This is a genomic window from Micromonospora sp. 067-2, assembly GCF_046549295.1.
Classification (GTDB): Bacteria; Actinomycetota; Actinomycetes; order Mycobacteriales; family Micromonosporaceae; genus Micromonospora.
The window spans coordinates 107,510-125,362 of record NZ_JAJPWB010000001.1; the positions used below are offsets into that span (position 1 = coordinate 107,510).

Genomic DNA, 17,853 nt, shown 5'->3' on the forward strand with positions numbered 1-17,853 from the left:
GCGGCGGTGGGTCAGCCGGCGTACGCCACGGTGTCCAGGATGCCGTCCACCCGGCGCGGCAGACCCAGCGGGTTGCCGTCGCGCAGCGCCTCGGGCAGCAGCTCGGCGGGGACGTCCTGGTAGGCGACCGGGCGCAGGAACCGGCGGATCGCGGCCACTCCGACGCTGGTGTGCAGCGGCGCGGTCGTGGCCGGCCACGGGCCGCCGTGGTGCATCGCCCAGGTCACGGCCACTCCGGTGGGCCAGCCGTTGAAGACGACCCGCCCGGCCCGCTCGGCGGCCGCGTCGAGCAGCGCGCCGACCAGGTCACCATCGCGGCCCGGCTCGGCGTGCACGGTGGCGGTCAGCGAGCCGGGCACGGTGGCCAGCGCGGCCAGCAGCTCGGCCGGGTCGTCGTACTCGACGATCAGCGACGCCGGGCCGAAGCACTCCCGGGCGGCGGCCGGTTGGGCCCGGAAACGGGCGGCGGACATGGCGAGCAGTGCCGGTGCGGCGGTGATCCCGCTGCCGGCCGTGGGCGGCACCAGCGGCCGGACGCCGTCCAGGCCGGCGAGTGCGGCGGCGGCCTCGTCGAACCCGACGCGGATCCACTCGCCGAGCAGCGGGCCGGGCGTCACGGCCCGCACCGCGTCGACCAGCGCCGACTCCAGGCCGTGCCCGCTGGGCAGGAAGAGCAGGCCGGGCTTGGTGCAGAACTGCCCGAGACCGAGGGTGTACGAGGCGACGTACCCCGCCGCCACCGACGCTCCCCGGCTCGCCACGGCGGCCGGAGTGACGATCACCGGGTTCACCGAGCCCAGCTCGCCGTAGAAGGGGATCGGGTCGGATCGCCCGCTGGCCAGGTCGAACAGCGCTCGACCGCCGGCCTCGGAGCCGGTGAACCCGACAGCCCGTACGGCCGGATCGCTGACCAGGCCTCGGCCGGCCGCCCGGCCGTGCAGCACGGTCACCGCGCCCGCCGGCAGGGCGCCGGCGAGCACCCGGCCGACCAGGTCGGACAGTCGGGGATGTCCCTCGTGCGCCTTGACCACCACCGGGCAGCCGGCGGCCAGCGCGGAGGCGGTGTCGCCGCCGGCGACCGAGAAGGCCAGCGGGAAGTTGCTCGCCGCGAACACGGCGACCGGGCCGATCGGGCGCATCATCCGGCGGATGTCCGGCCGGGCGACCGGCGCCGCCCGCGGGTCGGCGTGGTCGACGGCGATGTCCAGGAAGGACCCCTCCTCGACGGCGTCGGCGAAGAGCCGCAGCTGTGCCGTGGTGCGCGCCAGCTCACCCGTGAGCCGGGCCGACCCGAGGTGGGTCTCGGTGGCGGCGAGCGCGACGACCTCGATCCCGTGCGTGTCGAGTGCGTCGGCGGCGGCGCGCAACCGCCCGGCGCGGACGGGCAGGGGCTCGCGGGCGAGGAGCGGGGCGGCGGCGCGGGCGGCGTCGACCGCCTCCGCGACCACGGTGGTGGCGACGACGGCGGCGGGGGAGTTGGGAGGGGGCACGGCTGCTCCTGTTACGTGGGGGTGACGAGCCGGTCAGCAGGAAATGAAGAATTTCCGCCGCGAGGGCTTGTCTGCGGCATCGTGGTATACCACGATACTGGCATGCCGCGATCGCTTCCTCCCACTGTGGAACCTGCCGTGCCGCCGGGCGCCGCCCTCGCGCTGGAGCAACCCGCCTCCCGCGCCGACCGGGTCCGTGACGCGCTGCGTCGCGCCATCCTGGACGGCACTCTCGCGCCGGGCCGGCCGCTGGTCGAGCGGGAGCTCGCCGAGTTACTCGGCGTCTCCAAGACGCCGGTGCGCGAGGCGCTCAAGCAGTTGCACTCCAGCGGCCTCGTCGAGATCAACGCCTACCAGGGAGTCAGCGTCCGCCGGATCGACGCCGACACCGTGCGCCACCTGTACACCGCGCGCGCCTCGGTCGAGCCGGCCGCCGTGCGGCTCGCCACCCAGGGCGCCGTCGACCTCGCCGCCGCCGGAGGCGTCGCGACCCGGGGCACCGCGTCGCTCGCCGCCACGCGGGGCGCCGGCCCGTTCGCGGCCGCCCGCGCGGCGCTGGCCGACGCGGCCGTGCTCGTCGAGACCGGTGAGACCGCCGGGCTCGGCATCGCCAACCGGCGCTTCCACCGCGAGCTCTACCTGGCCTGTGGAAACCCGTTCCTCTGCGGGTTCCTCGACCAGTTGCAGGATCTGACCGCCTTCGTGGCGACCGCCGGCTGGCGGCTGCGCGCCACCTTCGCCCAGGAGTCCGCCGAGCACGAGGCGATGCTCGACGCCGCCGAGCGCGGCGACGCGGCGCTGGCCGAGCGGCTCACCCGCGACCACATCGAGAGCGCGCTGAGCACCCTGCTCGCGGTCCTCGACGAACAGGCCGCCCGATGAGACCCGAGGTGTACGCCCACCCGGTCTCGTTCCGCGCCGATGCCGCGGCGCAGGCCGCCCGGGTGGCCGACGCCGGGGTCGGCGCGGTGCGGCTCGCCTACGCGTACCACAGTGGCCGCTGGCTGCTCAGCACCAGTGACCCCGGCGCGGTGGCCGACCTCGACGGCGGCCTCTGGTTCGCCCCGTCCGGGTCGGGCGGCCGGTTCGCGCCGCCGGTGGTGGCCGACCTGGCCGGCCCCGCCACCGCGGCGCTGGGCGCGGCCGGTGTGCGCACGGTGGCCTGGCTGGTCGGGCTGCACCACGGCGCGCTGGCCACCGCCCACCCGGAGCTGGCCCTGCGCAACGCCTTCGACCACCCCTACCGGCACGCCCTCTGCCCGGCCCGACCAGAGGTGATCGAGTACGCCACCGGCCTGGTCCGCCACGCCGCCGCCGCGCCCGGGGTCAGCGGGTTGGACCTGGAGGCGTTCGGTTACCTCGGCTGGGCCCACCAGGGCGCGCACGAGAAGGTCGGCGTCGCGCTCCGCCCGGCCGACCGCTGGCTGCTCTCGCTCTGCCTCTGCGCCGCCTGCCGCGCCGAGTTCGCCGCCGCGGGCGTCGAGGGCGGCGACCTCGCCCGCCGGGTCCGGAACACCGTGCGCGACCAGCTCGCCGACCCCCGCCCGGCTGCGCCGGACCCCGCCGAGGACGCCGTCGCCGCGCTCGGCCGGGAGCTGCACGACACCGTGCTCGCCGTCCGCGCCACGGTGGTCCGGCGGCTCGTCACCGCGGCGGTGACCGCCGCCGGCGCCACGCCGGTGTCGCTGCGGGTGACCACCGATCCGTACGCCACCGACGGCAAGGTCGGCGGTGACCTGGCCGGCCTCGGTGCGCTGACCGCCGGCCTGACCGTGTCCAACCTGAACGGCGACCTGCCGGCGCTCGCCGCCGACCTGGCCGCCGCCCGGGAGCGGACCGGCGCGCTCACCGCCGCCTGGAGCGGCGCCGTCCCGGCCTCACCGCAGCGCGACCGGTTCGCCGCCGCGTACGACGCCGCGCGGCGTGCCGGCGCCGACGCGTTCGCCCTGTACGCCTACGACCTGATGCCGGCCGACCGGCTCGACTGGCTGCGGCACGTCGCGCCGGACCGGGAGGAGGTGCCCGTTCCATGATCGGATATCTGGTCCGCCGGGTCGCGCAGCTGGTCCCTGTGTTGTTCCTCGTCTCGGTGGTGCTGTTCGTGCTGCTGCGGCTGCTGCCCGGCGACCCGACCACCGAGATCCTCGGCCAGGAGGCCAGCGCCGCCGATCGGGCCGCGCTCCGCGTCGACCTCGGCCTGGACGCCCCGCTCTGGCAGCAGTTCCTGGACTGGATCGGAGGTGCCCTCACCGGCGACCTGGGCCGCTCCTGGCTCACTGACGAGCCAGTCGCCGCGGTGATCGTGGACCGGCTGCCGGCCACCGTCGAGCTGGGTCTCATCGCCCTGCTGCTCGCCGTGCTGATCGGTATCCCGGCGGGCGTGCTCGCCGCGATCCGCCGGCGCACCGCCACCGACAGCGCCCTCACCGGGCTCGGCGTGCTGGCCCTGTCCACCCCGCACTTCTACCTGGCGGCGCTGCTCATCGGCGTCTTCGCGATCTGGCTACGGCTGGTGCCCGCCTCCGGATACGTCGCCTTCAGCGAGGACCCCGGCGGCAACCTGGTCCGGATGGTGCTGCCCGCCATCACCGTCGGCTCCACCGTGGTCGCCGTGGTGCTGCGGCAGACCCGGGGCTCGCTGCTCGCCGCGCTCGGTGAGGACTACATCCGTACCGCCGAGGCGACCGGGCTGCGGCGCGGCCGGATCGTCGCCGTCTACGCGCTGCGCAACGCCATGGTGCCCGTCGTGACGGTCACCGCGTTGCAGATCGGCGCCCTGATGAGCGCCACCGTGGTCACCGAGACCATCTTCACCCTGCCCGGCATGGGCACGCTCATCGTCAACGGCATCTTCAGCCGGGACCTGCCGGTGGTGCAGGGCGCCGTGCTCGTCGTCGTCACCTTCGTCCTGCTGGTCAACCTGGTCACCGACCTGGTCTACGCCTGGCTCGACCCGCGCATCACCTACTGAGAGGAGGGTCGTCATGGCCGCCGAGACCACCACCATCGCCACCCGGGACACCCGCCGACCGGTGCTCGGCCGGCTGCTGCGGGACCGGCGAGCCCGTTTCGCGCTGCCGGTGCTGGCGGCAGTCACCCTCGCCGCCGCCGCGAGCCCACTCCTGGAGGCCCGCAGCCGGGCCACCGACACCGACCGGCTGCTCACCGGCCCCGGCGCCGCACACCCGTTGGGCACCGACGAGCTGGGGCGCGACGTGCTGGCCCGGATCGTCGACGGCGCCGGCGTCACCGTCGCGGTCGCCACCGTCGCGGTCGGGGCGGCCCTGGTGCTGGGCACCGTGCTCGGGCTGTTCGCCGGCTACCGGGGCGGCTGGCTGGACGCCCTGCTGATGCGGGTCGTCGACGGACTGCTCGCCTTCCCCCTGCTGGTCCTCGCGCTCACCGTGGTCGCCGCGCTCGGCCCCGGGCTGCGCAACGCGCTGATCGCCATCGCCGTGGTGGCCACCCCCCGCTTCGCCCGGGTGGTCCGCGGCGAGGTGCTCTCACTGCGTACCCGGGAATGGGTTTCCGCCGCCCACATCGTCGGCGTGCCCACCTGGGCGCTGCTGCGCCGGCACCTGCTTCCGCACCTCGCCGGCACCCTCGGCGTCTTCGCCGCGTTGCAGGCCTCCACCGCCATCATCGCCGAGGCGTCGCTGAGCTTCCTCGGTCTCGGCGTGCAACCACCCCAGCCCAGCTGGGGCGCGATGGTCGCCTCCGGTACCGACCACCTGGACGCCAGCTGGTCGCTGAGCGTCTTCCCCGGCCTGGCGATCCTGCTCACGATCGCCGCGTTCAACCTCCTCGCCGACGCGTTGCGTGACGCGCTCGACGCCCACCGACCCGAGGTCGACCCCGGTCGGTGACCCACCTCCCCCACCACCCCCTCCCGGAAGGGATCCCTGTCATGGCCACACCTTCCTCGCTGCACCCTGCCCTGCTCAGCCGCCGCGCCCTGCTCGGTGGCACGGTCGCCGCGCTCACCGCGGTCGGCCTGACCGCCTGCGGCGGCGAGGGCGGCGGCGCGACGCGCGGCGGCACCCTCACCGTCGGCTTCGACAACGAACCCACCACCCTCGACCCCGCGTTGAGCAGCGCGATCTCCTCCGACCGCAGCGTGCTCAACCTCTTCTACGACACCCTGCTGCGCCAGGAGCGGGACGGCTCGTTCGTGCCGGCACTGGCCGAGAAGTGGGCCGTCGAGGGCACCACCGTCACCTTCACCCTGCGCGACGGCGTCCGCTTCCACGACGGCACACCGTTCGACGCCGAGGCCGCCGCGTTCAACCTGCGCCGGGTGATCGACCCGGCGACCAAGTCCACCAAGGCCGGCGCGCTGAAGAAGCTCGCGGGCGTCGACGTGGTCGACCCGCGCACGCTGAAGCTCACCCTGAAGACCGCCGACCCGCTGCTGCTGGTCCAGCTCGCCCACGAGCCGGGCATGATGGCCTCACCGACCGCCGTCAGGGCCGGCGACTACGGTCGCAAGCCGGTCGGTACCGGCCCGTTCGTCCTCGACGCCTGGCGCTCCAAGGTGCAGCTGACCGGCAGGCGCAACACCTCCTACTGGCGCAGAGCTGCCGACGGCGGGGCGCTGCCCCGGCTCGACGGGGTGGTGTTCCGCTTCGTCACCGACACCAAGGTGCTGCGCGCCGAGGTCACCACCGGCGGCGTGCAACTCGTCCGGGCGCTGCCGCCCGAGGAGTTCACCCAGCTCGCCGCCAACAAGCAGATCGTGCTGGAGGACATCGGCGTCCGGCGCTCCTACTACGTCGCGCTCAACGTCACCCGGGCCCCGTTCGACGATCCGTCGGTGCGCGAGGCGTTCGCCCGGGCGGTCGACCGGGCCGGGGTGGGCAAGGCCGCCGCCGGCGGCGAGTACGACCTGGCGCCCTCCTTCGCCACCGCCAAGGACTGGTTCTACGACCCGTCGATCACCCCGCCGGCGCTGGACCCGGCGAAGGCCAGGTCACTGCTCGGCGGCAGCCCGGTGCCGATCACCGTGGTGGCCCGACGGCGGGCACCCGACCCGACCATCGCCGAGCTGCTGCAGTCGCAGCTCACCGCCGCCGGCTTCGCGCCGAAGGTGGAGGTGCTGGAGGCGCAGACCCAGCTCGACCGGATGCGTAAGCACGACTTCGACGCGACCCTGCTGGTGATCGACATTCCCCGGCTGGACCCGTCACTGTCCTTCGACCCGTACTTCGCCAGCAAGGGTTCCAACAACTGGTCCGGGCTGAAGGACGCCACCCTGGACGGCCTGCTGGAGAGGGCGGTCGGCGCCGAGGACCGGGCGGTGCGCAAACAGGCGTACGTCGACGTGCAGCGCCGCATCGTCGGCGAGAACTACTGGGTCTTCCTGCACCAGCCCAAGTCGCCCCTCATCCACAGCGCCAAGCTCAGCGGGATCGTGCTCAACGTCGACGGCCAGTGGCGCCTCGACGAAGCCGAACTCGCCTCCTGAAGGGGGTGCGCGTCATGCGGCTGCTCGACGTGGAGCACCTCACCGTCACCTTCGGCCCGCCGGAGCGCGCGGTACACGCCGTTGCCGGCGTCGACCTGCACGTCGACGCCGGTGAGACCCTCGCCGTGGTGGGGGAGTCCGGCTCCGGCAAGACCGTCACCGCGCTCAGCGTGCTCGGTCTCAACCCCGGCTCGCCGATCTGTCACAGCAGCGGCACCATCCGGCTGGCCGGCACCGAGCTGACCGGGCTGGACGCGCGCGGCTGGCGGTCGGTGCGTGGCCGGGACGTGGCCATGGTGTTCCAGGACCCGAGCACGGCGCTCAATCCGCTGCTCACCCTCGGCACCCAGATCTCCGACGCCGTACGGGCCCACGAGCCGGTCAGCCGCTCGACCGCCCGTGCGCGGGCGGTGGCCGCGCTGGAGCTGGCCCGGCTGCCCGACCCGCAGGCCCGGCTGGCGCAGTACCCGCACCAGCTCTCCGGCGGGATGCGCCAGCGGGCCGCCATCGCGCTGGCGCTGGTGAGCGGGCCGAAGCTGCTCATCGCCGACGAGCCGACCACCGCGCTGGACGTGGCGGTGCAGGCCGAGATCCTGGACATGCTCGACGCGCTGCGCCGGGACCTCGGCATGGGGCTGGTCCTGATCACCCACGACCTGGGCACCGTCGCCGCCCACGCCGACCGGGTCGCGGTGATGTACGCCGGCCGCGTGGTGGAGACCGGCCCCACCGGGCAGGTCCTCGGCGATCCGCGGATGCCGTACACCCGGGCGCTGCTGGCCGCCACCCCCCGGCTGAACGCACCGGCCCGGCAGCGGCTCGCCGCGATCGGCGGGCAGCCGCCGGACCTGCGCGACGTCGCGCCGGGCTGCGCGTTCGCCCCGCGCTGCCCGGTGGTGCTCGACGCCTGCCACGAGCACCGTCCGGCGCTGGAACCGCACGCGCCGGACCAGTGGGCGGCCTGCCTCAACCCGCAGCCGACGCCCGTGGACGAGCCCGCGCCGGACCAGCCCACGTCGGTGCCGGCCGATCCGGCGCCGGACGGGCCGCCGGTGGCCGAGTTCACCGACGTCGTGTTGCACTACCCGGTGCGGAGGGGGCCACTGCGTCGGGTGGTCGACCACGTCCGCGCGGTCGACGGGGTCAGCCTGCGGCTGTCGCCGGGACGCACGCTGGCGCTGGTCGGCGAGTCCGGCTCGGGCAAGACCAGCCTCACCCGGACCCTGCTGCGGCTGGAACGCCCCACCGGCGGAACGGTCCGCTACGCGGGCATCGATGTCACCCGGCCCGACCGTGACGAGTTGCGCCGGTTGCAGCGCGAGGTGCAGGTTGTCTTCCAGAACCCGTACGCCAGCCTGGATCCGCGGATGACCGTGGGGCAGATCCTGGCCGAGCCGCTGCGGGTGCACCGACTGGACGACTCCCGCGCCGAGCTGGTCCGGCTGCTGGACCAGGTGGGCCTGGACGCTTCCGCTCTGGACCGGCACCCGGCCGCCTTCTCCGGTGGTCAGCGCCAGCGCATCGCGATCGCGCGGGCGCTCGGCCCACGACCCCGGCTGATCGTCTGCGACGAGGCGGTCAGCGCGCTGGACGTCTCGATCCAGGCGCAGGTGCTCAACCTGCTGGCCGACCTGCAACGCGAGCACGACCTGACGTACCTGTTCATCACCCACGACCTGGCCGTGGTCCGGTCGGTCGCGCACGACATCGCGGTTCTGCGCCACGGCCGGATCGTCGAGCACGGCCCGGCGGAGCAGATCTACGACCACCCCACCCACGAGTACACCCGCCTGCTGCTGGAGATGGCCCCCGGCCACCCCACCCAGGCCCGCACCGGAAGGACGGCAGCGTGGTCCAGATAACCCGGGTCCGCCTCACAGCGGTCAACACGCCCCGGCACGGCAGCATCACCTGCGGGCACGTGCTGGTCGAGCTGCTCACCGACAGCGACGGTCTCGTCGGGGTGGGGGAGATGTCGGACTTCCAGCACCTGCCCCGCTACCACGTCGACGTGGCCGACCTGGAGGGCACGCTCAACGAACTCCTGGTCGGACTCGAACCGTTGCAGATCACCGAGGTGGAACGGCGCCTGGAGCAGAGCTTCCCGCAGGCCGGCTACATCTACGACAAGAGCCGCACCATCAAGTGCGGGGTCGACATCGCGATGTGGGACCTGGCCGCCAAGCACCTCGGCGTCCGGGTGGTGGACCTACTCGGCGGGGCGGTCCGCGACGCGGTGCCGATCGCGTACCCCATCTTCCGCCAGCAGCGCGACGACGACGTGGCGCGCAACCTGGCCATGGTCGACCGCCGCGTCGCCGAGGGCTTCGAGCACTTCCGGGTGTACGTCGGACGCCGCCTCGACCTCGACGAGCAGTTCCTGCGGGCGGTCCGCGACCGGCACGGCGACGGGATCAGCATCAAGTCGTTGGACTTCTCCAACCTGCTCGACGCGCGGGCCGCCTGTCGTTTCGTCGACCGGGTCGCCGACGTCGGCTTCGACCTGGTCGAGTCGCCCGCGCCGCACCACGACCTGACGGGCCTCGCGCACGCCCGGGACCGACTGCCGGTGCCGGTCAGCGAGCACGTCTACGGCTTCCGCTGGGCGTTGGACCTGGTCGCCGCCGACGCGGTGGACGTGTTCAACGTCAGTGTCATCGCCATCGGCGGCATCACCCCGGCCCGGCGGATCTTCGCGATCGCCGAGGCGGCCGGGAAGTCCTGCCTGGTCGGCACCACGCAGGAGTTGTCCATCGGTACGGCCGCCGCCGCGCACGTGGCGATGGCCATGCCGTCGGTGACCCTGCCCAGCGACCCGGTAGGCCCGCTGCTCTACACCCGCGACGTGGTCCGCGAACCGGTCAGCTATGTCGGTGGCCGACTCCGGGTGCCGGCCGGCCCCGGGCTGGGTGTGACGCTCGACCCGGCCCGGGTCGCCGCCAGCGCCGGCCCGCTGAGCTGGGCGGGCACCGACGCGGCCACCGTGGTCGACCGGGCACCGACCGGCCCCGCGACCGGCAACGGCCCGCTCGACGCACTCCGACCGGTGGCACCCGCCGGGGCGTCGCGGTGAGCCGGCTCGCCGGCAAGGTCGCCCTGGTCACCGGCGGCGGCCGCAACATCGGGCTGGAGATCGCCAGGCGGCTCGCCGCCGACGGCGCCGCCGTCGCGGTGAACGGGCCCGATCCGGACGAGCTGGACACCGCGGCGGCCGGGCTGCCCGGGCCGGCGTTGGCCGTGCCGGCCGACGTGGCCGACCCCGACGCGGTGGCCTCCATGGTGGCGGCCGTGGTGGACCGGTTCGGCCGACTGGACGTGCTCGTCAACAACGCCGCCGCCACGATGCTGGGCCGGGTCCCGCTGGTGGAGCTGGACCCGGCCGACTGGGACCGCAGCTTCGCGGTCAACGTCCGGGGGCTCTTCCTGTGCGCGGTGGCCGCCGCCCGGGTGATGACCCCCGGTTCCGCCGTGGTCAACATCTCCTCGATCGGCGCCACCAGGGCGCATCGCCACGCGGTGGCCTACGACGCCACCAAGGGGGCGGTGGAGGCGGCTACCCGGGCCATCGCCCTGGAATTCGCCCCGCTCGGCATCCGGGTCAACGCCGTCGCCCCCGGCGCCATCGCCAACGACCGATTCGCGGCGCTCGACGACGTGGCCAAGGCGGCCCGTGCCGCCCCGGTGCCGCTCGGCCGGGTCGGCACGGGCGCCGACGTGGCCGCCGCGGTCTCCTTCCTCGCCAGCACTGACGCCGACTACATCACCGGGCAGGTGCTCACCGTGGACGGCGGGCTCTCCGTCCAGGCACGACCCCCGGGGACCGACCCGGTCCTCGACACCTCCGGACACGAAGGCCAGCAGACATGACCGACCAGTTCCTCGCCCCGCTCGACCCCGCCGACCTCGCCGCGCTGTCCGAGGCCAGCACCGCGACCCTCACCACCCAGCTGTTCAAACTCGGGCTGCGCAACACCTACCTCGCCGGGTTGCGCGGTCAGAGCCGACACGCGCCCCGGATGGTCGGCGAGGCGTTCACGCTGCGCTACATCCCGGCCCGCGAGGACATCGACACCCTCGACGTGTTCGCCGACTACGACCACCCGCAGCGCCTCGCCGTCGAGTCGGTGCAGCCCGGTCAGGTGCTGGTCATGGATTGCCGGGGCCAGGGCCGGGCGGCCTCCGCCGGGCACATCCTGCTCACCCGGTTGGCCGCCAGAGGTGCGTCCGGGATCGTCACCGACGGCACGCTGCGCGACATCGAGGGCATCGCCGAGCTGCGGCTGCCGGTCTTCGCGGCCGGCGCGGCGGCGATGACCAACCTGGCCCAGCACCACGCCGTCGACCTGCAGGTGCCGATCGGCTGCGCCGGTGTTCCGGTGTACCCGGGAGACGTGCTGGTCGGCGACACCGACGGGGTGGTCTGCGTACCGCGGCACCTGGTGCCGGTGATCGCGCAACCGGCCCGCGACCAGGAGGAGCTCGAGGCGTACCTGCAACGGCGGGTGGCGGCCGGCGCTCCGCTGCGCGGCACCTACCCGCCGGACGAGCAGACCCTGCGGGCGTACGACGAGAGCCGTGCCGCCGTCGGCGACGCCCGGTGACCCGTCGCTTGCCGGCGCTCCCACGGACCGCTGCGGGGGTGGCCCGGTAGTACCCGTCCGGCAGCACCCGTACCACCGCCCGAGACCGTCCCCTCCCGGAGGTACCGCAGTGTCCCGTCGTACACCCCTGAAACTCGTCCTGACCGCCGCGCTGGTCGGCGCCACCGTCACGGTGCCGGCCAGCCCCGCCCTCGCCGCCGACCTCAACGACACCTTCGACACCACCGCCGTCGGCGAGATCCCCGCCGGCTGGACCGTGGCCGGCGGGGGCGGCACCGGCGCCGCCGCCGACGTCGCCGGCACGGTCGATCGCAGTCTGCGCCTCACCGACACCTCCACCACCGCCGGGATCACCGCCATTCGGTCCTACGGCACCACCTCCGCGACCGTGGTCGCCCACGCCCGGCTGCGGGCCGCCCAGACCACGGCCGTCATCGGTCTGCACCTGGACGGCCCGGCCGGGCACACCGTCAGCGTCGCCCTGGACGCTGCGGGACGCCTCTACACCTACAGCGGCGGCAACCGGGTCGAGCTGGGCGCCTACACCGCCAACCGCTGGTACGACCTGCGGATCGTGGCACGGCCGGGCACGGGCACCGCCAGCGTCTGGATCGACGGGCAGCGCCGGGCCACCAACCTGGCGTTCCGGGTGGCCAGCGCCAGCCTGTCGACCGTCCAGCTCGGCATCTCGGCGGGCGACACCGGCACCGCCTGGGTCGACGACGTGCGGACCCGGTTCGAGCCGAACCCGGTGAGCTGGCCGCAGATCGGCACCGTCGCACCGCGCAGCGCCGGCCAGATCGGCTCGTCGAAGCTCATCGTGGGCGCGGAGACCCTGGACCGCGACTACACCAACTACCAGTCGTACAAGGGCTACCTGGGCCCGTTGGGCGCGACCCGGGCCCGCTTCCAGGCCGGCTGGGCCAAGACCGAGAAGGTCAGGGGCAGCTACGACTGGGCCTGGCTGGACGCCATCGTCGACGATTCCGTCTCCCGTGGCGTGCGGCCCTGGCTGCAGACCTCGTACGGCAACCCGCTCTACCCCGGCGGTGGCGGCGCGGGCCTCGGCGGGCAGGTGCCCACCTCGGCCGAGGCCCTGGCGGCCTGGGACGCCTGGGTGAGCGCGCTGACCACCCGGTACGCCAACCGGGTCACCGAGTGGGAGATCTGGAACGAGCCGAACCTCGGCGGCATCGACCCGGTCGTCTACGCCGACTTCTTCGTGCGCACCGCCACCCGGATCCGGGCGGTCCAGCCCGGCGCGGTGATCTTCTGCTGCACGCTGGCCGGGGTCGAGCGCTCGTACGCCGACGCGGTGCTGACCCGGGTCCGGGACCTGGGCAAGCTCGGCCTGGTCGACGGCATCACCTACCACCCGTACAACGCCAACCCGGACGCCTCCTACGAGCAGGTCCGGCTGCTGCGCCAGACGGCCGACTCGTTCGCACCGCGCCTGCTGTTGCGCCAGGGCGAGAACGGCGCGCCGAGCCGGCCGGACAGCTTCGGCGCGTTGGGCGAGTTGAGCTGGACCGAGCTGGCCCAGGCCAAGTGGATGCTCCGCCGGACCATCGCCGACCTGGGCCGGGGGATCAGCACCAGCGTGTTCAGCATCTCCGACCTGCACTACCCGTCGAAGGTGAACTCGAAGGGCCTGGTGCGTACCGGCACCGACAAGAAGGTCCGCTACGCCAAGCCGTCGTACTACGCCATCCAGTCGGTGGCCGCGCTGTTCGACGACACGATGACCCCGATCAGCGGGTACGGCGTCACCGACGACACCGCGTCGACCCTGTCGTTCCAGGCCTTCGGCAAGGCCGGCACCGGCCGGCAGTCGGTGGCGCTCTGGTTCAGCGGCGCCACGCCCGGCGACGACAACACCCACACGCCGGTGACCGTCACGTTCAGCGCCGGCAACTTCGCCGACCCCGTCTACGTCGACCCGCGCACCGGCGCGGTCTTCGACATCCCGACCGGCAGCTGGTCGGTCAGCGGCAGCTCCTACACCTTCACCAACGTGCCGCTCTACGACTCTCCCATCCTGATCGCCGACCGTTCGGTCGTCGGTCTCTGACCCACCGTCGACCCCCGCCCGGGAACACCACCGGGCGGGGGTCGACTCCCGGAGGTATCCGTGACCCTTCCCGCGCCCCTGCTCGCCGATCTGCGCGGCATCGTCGGCCCGGCCGGTGTGCACGACGCCGCCGGCGACCTGGTGGCATACTCCCGGGACGCCACCCCGCTGTTCGCCCACCCGCCGGACGCGGTGCTCTTCCCCGCGGATGCCGCCGAGGTGGCGGCGGTGCTGGCCTGGGCCAGCAGGCACGGCGTGCCGGTGGTGCCGCGAGGCGCCGGCTCCAACCTGTGCGCGGCGACCGTGCCGCAGCGCGGCGGTATCGTGCTGGTGCTCACCCGGCTCAACCGGATCCTGGAGATCAGCGCCGACGAGCTGCTGGCCCGGGTGCAGCCCGGCGTCACCAGCGCCGCGCTCGCGGACACCGCCGCCGCGCAGGGCCTGCTCTGGGCGCCCGATCCGGGCAGCCGGACCGTCGCCACCGTCGGCGGCACCATCGCCACCTGCGCCGGCGGGCTGCGGGGACTGAAGTACGGGGTGACCCGCAACCACGTGCTCGGGCTGGAGGCGGTGCTGCCCACCGGCGAGGTGATCCGCACCGGCGGCCGGCTGTGGAAGGACGTGGCCGGCTACGACCTGACCCGGCTGCTCACCGGCTCCGAGGGCACCCTCGCGGTGATCACCGAGGCGACCGTGGCGCTACTGCCCGCGCCCGAGTCCACCAACACGGGGTTGGCCTACTTCCGTACCCTCGCCGACGCCGGCACGGCGGTCGCTGCGGTGATCCGCGCCGGGGTGTTGCCGGCGACCCTGGAGTTCCTCGACCGGGCCTGCATCGACGCGGTCGAGGACTTCGCCCACCTGGGGCTGCGTGCCGACGCCGGCGCGCTGCTGCTCTTCGGTGACGACGGCCCGCCGGACCTCGTCGCCCGGCATCTGGAGCGGATCGGGGCGGCCTGCGTCGACGCCGGAGCCGTCGAGGTGACCACCGCCCGCGAGGTGGCCCAGTCCGAGGCTCTGCTGTTGGCGCGCCGCTGCGCCCTGCCGGCGCTGTCCCGCCGCGGCGGGCTGACCATCCTGGAGGACGCCACGGTGCCCCGTCCACGGATCGCCGAGATGGTCGACCGGATCGATGCCATCGCCAGCCGGCACGGCGTACGGATCGCGACCTTCGGCCACGCCGGCGACGGCAACCTGCATCCCACGTGCGTGCTCGACTCGGCCGAGGACACCGACGCGGTGGGCCGGGCCGAGGCGGCGTTCGCCGACATCTTCGCCGCCGCCCTCGACCTCGGCGGCACCATCACCGGCGAGCACGGGGTGGGCGCGGCGAAGCTGCCGTTCCTCACCGACCGGCTCGGTGCCGACCAGGTGGCCCTGCTGCGCCGGATCAAGGCCGCGTTCGATCCGGCCGGCATCCTCAACCCCGGAAAGCTGGGCTCGTGACCGGGAACGTGTTCGACCCCGAGCAGCTGTCGCGCTGCATCTCCTGTGGCTTCTGCCTGCCAGCCTGCCCCACCTACGCATTGACCGGCGACGAGGCGTCCTCGCCCCGGGGTCGGATCAGCCTGATGCGCGCGTTGCAGGACGGTGTGCTGCCGCCGGACGACGAGACCCTCACCGAGCAGGCGTCCCTCTGCCTGGGCTGCCGTGCCTGCGAGCCGGTCTGCCCGGCCGGGGTGGAGTACGGCAGCCTGCTGGAGCAGTGGCGGGTGCACCAGTGGCGTGGCCGACGGCGGCCACCGCTGGCCCGCGCGCTGATGCTGCTCGCCGAGCAGCGTTGGCTGCTGCGACTGGTTGGCCTCGTCCGCCGGGCCGCGTCCGGTGCCTCGCCGGGCGGTGACGCTCCCGCTGGCGGCGCGACCGCCGCCGGCCGGGCGCAACTCATGCTGGGCTGCTTCGAACGCGGGCTCTTTCCCAGGGTCAGCCGCGCTGTTCGAGACCTCGATCCGGACCTGGCCGTTCCGCCCGGGCAGGGTTGCTGCGGGGCGCTGCACGCGCACAACGGCGACCTGGCGGGCGGTGAGCGGATGGCGCACCGGCTCGGCGTGCAGCTGCCGGGCACGATCGTCACCACCTCCGGCGGTTGCGCCGCACACCTGGCCGCGGTGCTCGGCCGTGACCGGGTGCGCGAGTTGTCCCAGTGGCTGGGGGACCGGGCGCCCAGCGGCGAACTGCAGGTCAAGGGCCGCCGGGCCCGGGTCACCCTGCAGGATTCCTGCCACCTGCGGAACGGCCTGGGCGTGTACGCCGAACCCAGGGCCCTGTTGCGGCGGGTCGCCGACCACGTCGAGTTGCCCTCGGCCGCCACCTGCTGCGGCGCCGCCGGCACCTATTCGCTGCTGCGCCCGGAGGAGTCGCGCCGGATTTTGGACGCGAAGCTCGACGAGATCGAGGCGGCCGGCGTCGACTTTGTGGTGGCGGTGAATCCCGGCTGCCTGCGCCAGCTCCAGTCCGGGCTGCGTCGGCGCCGCTCCGCCGTCCGCGCGATCCACCTCGCCGAGCTGCTGACCGACGTGACGCCAACCATCCACTGACTCATGTGTGCGACTCTGCTGCCCGACGATGGAGCGCACCCGTGGAGGCCCGATGTTCGTTCTGCCGCTGACCGAGGAGGTCGAGCTGCGTCCGCTTGACCCGTGGCGGGCCGAGGAGTTTCTCGCCCACCTGGACCGGGCCCGCGAGCACATCGAGCCATGGGTGTCGCCGTCCTTCGCCGCCACCGACCTGCCGTCGGCCCGGGCGCTGCTGCAGCGGTACGCCGACCGCTGGGCCCGCGACGCCGGCGGCATCTGGGGCCTGTGGTGGCGTGGCACGCTGGTCGGCGGCGTCCTGTTCGCGTCGTTCGACGCGGACCTGGGCGTCTGCGAGGTGGGTTGCTGGCTGGAGCCGACAGCGCAGGGGCACGGGCTCGTCGCGCCGGCGATCCGCCGGATCGTCGACTGGGCGGTACGCGAGCGCGGCATCCAGCGGGTGGAGTGGCGTACCGACGCCGCGAACGGCCGCAGCATCGCGCTCGCCCGCCGGCTCGGTCTGCGTCACGACGGCACGCTCCGCCAGCTCCATCCGAGCCCGCGCGGGCGCGTCGACCTCGAGGTCTGGTCGGTGCTGGCCGACGAGTGGGTGGCCGGGCCGGCTGTCCGGCGTCTCACCGTCCATTGACGACCGCGGTTTCTGTCGTACCCGGGCGGCAGCATGCATCCATGGCCGTCCCCGCGCTCACCCCGCAAACCGACCCGCCGCGTTCCGTGCCGCTGCGTGAGGCGCGCACCCGGTTCAGTCAGCTCGTCGCGCTGGCCGAGCTGACCGACGCGGTCACCGTCGTCACCCGCGACGGTGATCCCCGCCCGGTCGCCGCCATCGTCCCGGCCGCTGCCGCCCGCAGCGGTGCGCAGGCCCGCGCCGACGCCGACCGGCTCGCCACGGTCACCGCCGGCTGGGCCCGTCGGCTCGACGAGCAGCACCGGCGCAGCAGCCAACGGCACGCCGCCGAGCTGGCCGCCGTCCGCACGGCGCTGGCGCAGACGTGGGCCGAACTGGACCGCCGGGTCGTCCCCGGCAGCGACCCGGCGCTGGCCCGGCTGCGCGCCGCGCACGCCGACCTGCTCGCCGGCTGAGCCGTCGCCGGCGGGCCGGCAGCTGTCCCGCCGCGCGGTGCCGCCCGCTGACCGCTTCCGGCGGAGGCCGTGCCGGGTCCACCCCCGGAACGGGTCACGGGCGGCGGGGGTGGCCCTTCAGGTGACGGCCCAACTCGCGGGCGATCTCCCGGCTGGCGTCCCGCTCGGCCAGCGCCTGCCGCTTGTCGTAGGTGCGTCTGCCCTTGGCCAGGGCCAGCTCGACCTTGGCCCAGCCGTTGTCGAAGTACATCGACAGCGGGACCAGCGTCACCCCGCCCTCCCGCACCCTGTCCAGGATCCGGTCGATCTCGGCTCGACGCAGCAGGAGCTTGCGGTTGCGCCGGGGAGCGTGGTTGGTCCACGTGCCGTACGCGTACTCGGCGATGTGCAGGCCGTACAGCATGATCTCGCCGTCGCGCTCGTGGGCGAACGCGTCCACCAGTGAGGCTCGCCCCTCGCGCAGCGACTTGACCTCGGTGCCGACCAGCACGATGCCCGCCTCGTACGTGCGCAGCACGGTGTAGTCGTGTCGGGCCTTCTTGTTCGAGGCGATCAGCCGGCGTTCGGGCTGCTTGGACGGGGTCACCCGGCGACGATAGCTGGCCGCCGG

Annotated in this window: 16 protein-coding genes; 14 read left to right on the forward strand and 2 right to left on the reverse strand. The window is 74.1% G+C overall.

Going from position 1 to position 17,853, the window contains the following annotated elements; translation table 11 throughout:
- Positions 1-11 precede the first annotated feature (11 nt).
- Positions 12-1,490: an aldehyde dehydrogenase (NADP(+)) gene (locus ACLJN9_RS00500; protein ID WP_410808944.1), complete on the reverse strand. Its 1,479-nt coding sequence runs from the start codon at positions 1,488-1,490 to the stop codon at positions 12-14.
- Positions 1,491-1,592: 102 nt separating this feature from the next.
- Between ACLJN9_RS00500 and ACLJN9_RS00505 the strand changes: the two genes are divergently transcribed.
- The 14 genes from ACLJN9_RS00505 (at position 1,593) to ACLJN9_RS00570 (ending at position 17,243) form a co-directional block, all read left to right on the forward strand.
- Positions 1,593-2,372 (forward strand): GntR family transcriptional regulator, encoded by a 780-nt coding sequence (locus ACLJN9_RS00505; protein WP_410808945.1) that lies wholly within the window; start codon positions 1,593-1,595, stop codon positions 2,370-2,372.
- Entirely contained in the window at positions 2,369-3,523 is a 1,155-nt protein-coding gene (locus tag ACLJN9_RS00510) for a hypothetical protein (protein WP_410808946.1), read from the forward strand. The genes ACLJN9_RS00505 and ACLJN9_RS00510 overlap by 4 nt, the downstream gene beginning before the upstream one ends.
- Positions 3,520-4,461, forward strand: a complete 942-nt coding sequence (locus tag ACLJN9_RS00515; protein ID WP_410808947.1) for an ABC transporter permease — start codon at positions 3,520-3,522, stop codon at positions 4,459-4,461. The genes ACLJN9_RS00510 and ACLJN9_RS00515 overlap by 4 nt, the downstream gene beginning before the upstream one ends.
- Positions 4,462-4,474: 13 nt before the next feature.
- Positions 4,475-5,356 carry an ABC transporter permease gene (locus tag ACLJN9_RS00520; protein ID WP_410808948.1) on the forward strand — a complete coding sequence of 294 codons (882 nt, stop codon included), beginning with the start codon at positions 4,475-4,477 and terminating at the stop codon, positions 5,354-5,356.
- A gap of 41 nt (positions 5,357-5,397) precedes the next feature.
- Positions 5,398-6,954 carry an ABC transporter substrate-binding protein gene (locus tag ACLJN9_RS00525; RefSeq protein WP_410808949.1) on the forward strand — a complete coding sequence of 519 codons (1,557 nt, stop codon included), beginning with the start codon at positions 5,398-5,400 and terminating at the stop codon, positions 6,952-6,954.
- 14 nt (positions 6,955-6,968) lie between these two features.
- Entirely contained in the window at positions 6,969-8,816 is a 1,848-nt protein-coding gene (locus ACLJN9_RS00530; RefSeq protein ID WP_410808950.1) for an ABC transporter ATP-binding protein, read from the forward strand.
- Positions 8,804-10,027, forward strand: a complete 1,224-nt coding sequence (locus ACLJN9_RS00535) for a mandelate racemase/muconate lactonizing enzyme family protein (protein WP_410808951.1) — start codon at positions 8,804-8,806, stop codon at positions 10,025-10,027. The genes ACLJN9_RS00530 and ACLJN9_RS00535 overlap by 13 nt, the downstream gene beginning before the upstream one ends.
- The gene (locus ACLJN9_RS00540; protein WP_410808952.1) at positions 10,024-10,821 is read left to right on the forward strand and encodes an SDR family NAD(P)-dependent oxidoreductase; all 798 of its coding nucleotides are present in this window, start codon (positions 10,024-10,026) and stop codon (positions 10,819-10,821) included. Before ACLJN9_RS00535 ends, ACLJN9_RS00540 begins: the two co-directional genes overlap by 4 nt.
- The gene (locus ACLJN9_RS00545; protein ID WP_410808953.1) at positions 10,818-11,555 is read left to right on the forward strand and encodes a ribonuclease activity regulator RraA; all 738 of its coding nucleotides are present in this window, start codon (positions 10,818-10,820) and stop codon (positions 11,553-11,555) included. The genes ACLJN9_RS00540 and ACLJN9_RS00545 overlap by 4 nt, the downstream gene beginning before the upstream one ends.
- 109 nt (positions 11,556-11,664) lie before the next feature.
- Positions 11,665-13,626 (forward strand): hypothetical protein, encoded by a 1,962-nt coding sequence (locus ACLJN9_RS00550; protein WP_410808954.1) that lies wholly within the window; start codon positions 11,665-11,667, stop codon positions 13,624-13,626.
- A gap of 60 nt (positions 13,627-13,686) precedes the next feature.
- Positions 13,687-15,072 carry an FAD-binding oxidoreductase gene (locus tag ACLJN9_RS00555; RefSeq protein WP_410808955.1) on the forward strand — a complete coding sequence of 462 codons (1,386 nt, stop codon included), beginning with the start codon at positions 13,687-13,689 and terminating at the stop codon, positions 15,070-15,072.
- Positions 15,069-16,163, forward strand: a complete 1,095-nt coding sequence (locus tag ACLJN9_RS00560; RefSeq protein WP_410808956.1) for a (Fe-S)-binding protein — start codon at positions 15,069-15,071, stop codon at positions 16,161-16,163. Before ACLJN9_RS00555 ends, ACLJN9_RS00560 begins: the two co-directional genes overlap by 4 nt.
- A 52-nt stretch (positions 16,164-16,215) precedes the next feature.
- On the forward strand, positions 16,216-16,788 hold the full coding sequence (locus ACLJN9_RS00565; RefSeq protein WP_410808957.1) for a GNAT family N-acetyltransferase: 573 nt from the start codon (positions 16,216-16,218) through the stop codon (positions 16,786-16,788).
- Positions 16,789-16,829: 41 nt separating this feature from the next.
- On the forward strand, positions 16,830-17,243 hold the full coding sequence (locus tag ACLJN9_RS00570) for a type II toxin-antitoxin system Phd/YefM family antitoxin (RefSeq protein ID WP_410808958.1): 414 nt from the start codon (positions 16,830-16,832) through the stop codon (positions 17,241-17,243).
- A 94-nt stretch (positions 17,244-17,337) separates the two neighbouring features.
- Here the strand turns inward: ACLJN9_RS00570 and smpB are convergent, their stop codons facing one another.
- Positions 17,338-17,829: an SsrA-binding protein SmpB gene (gene smpB / locus ACLJN9_RS00575; protein ID WP_410808959.1), complete on the reverse strand. Its 492-nt coding sequence runs from the start codon at positions 17,827-17,829 to the stop codon at positions 17,338-17,340.
- Positions 17,830-17,853 lie beyond the last annotated feature (24 nt).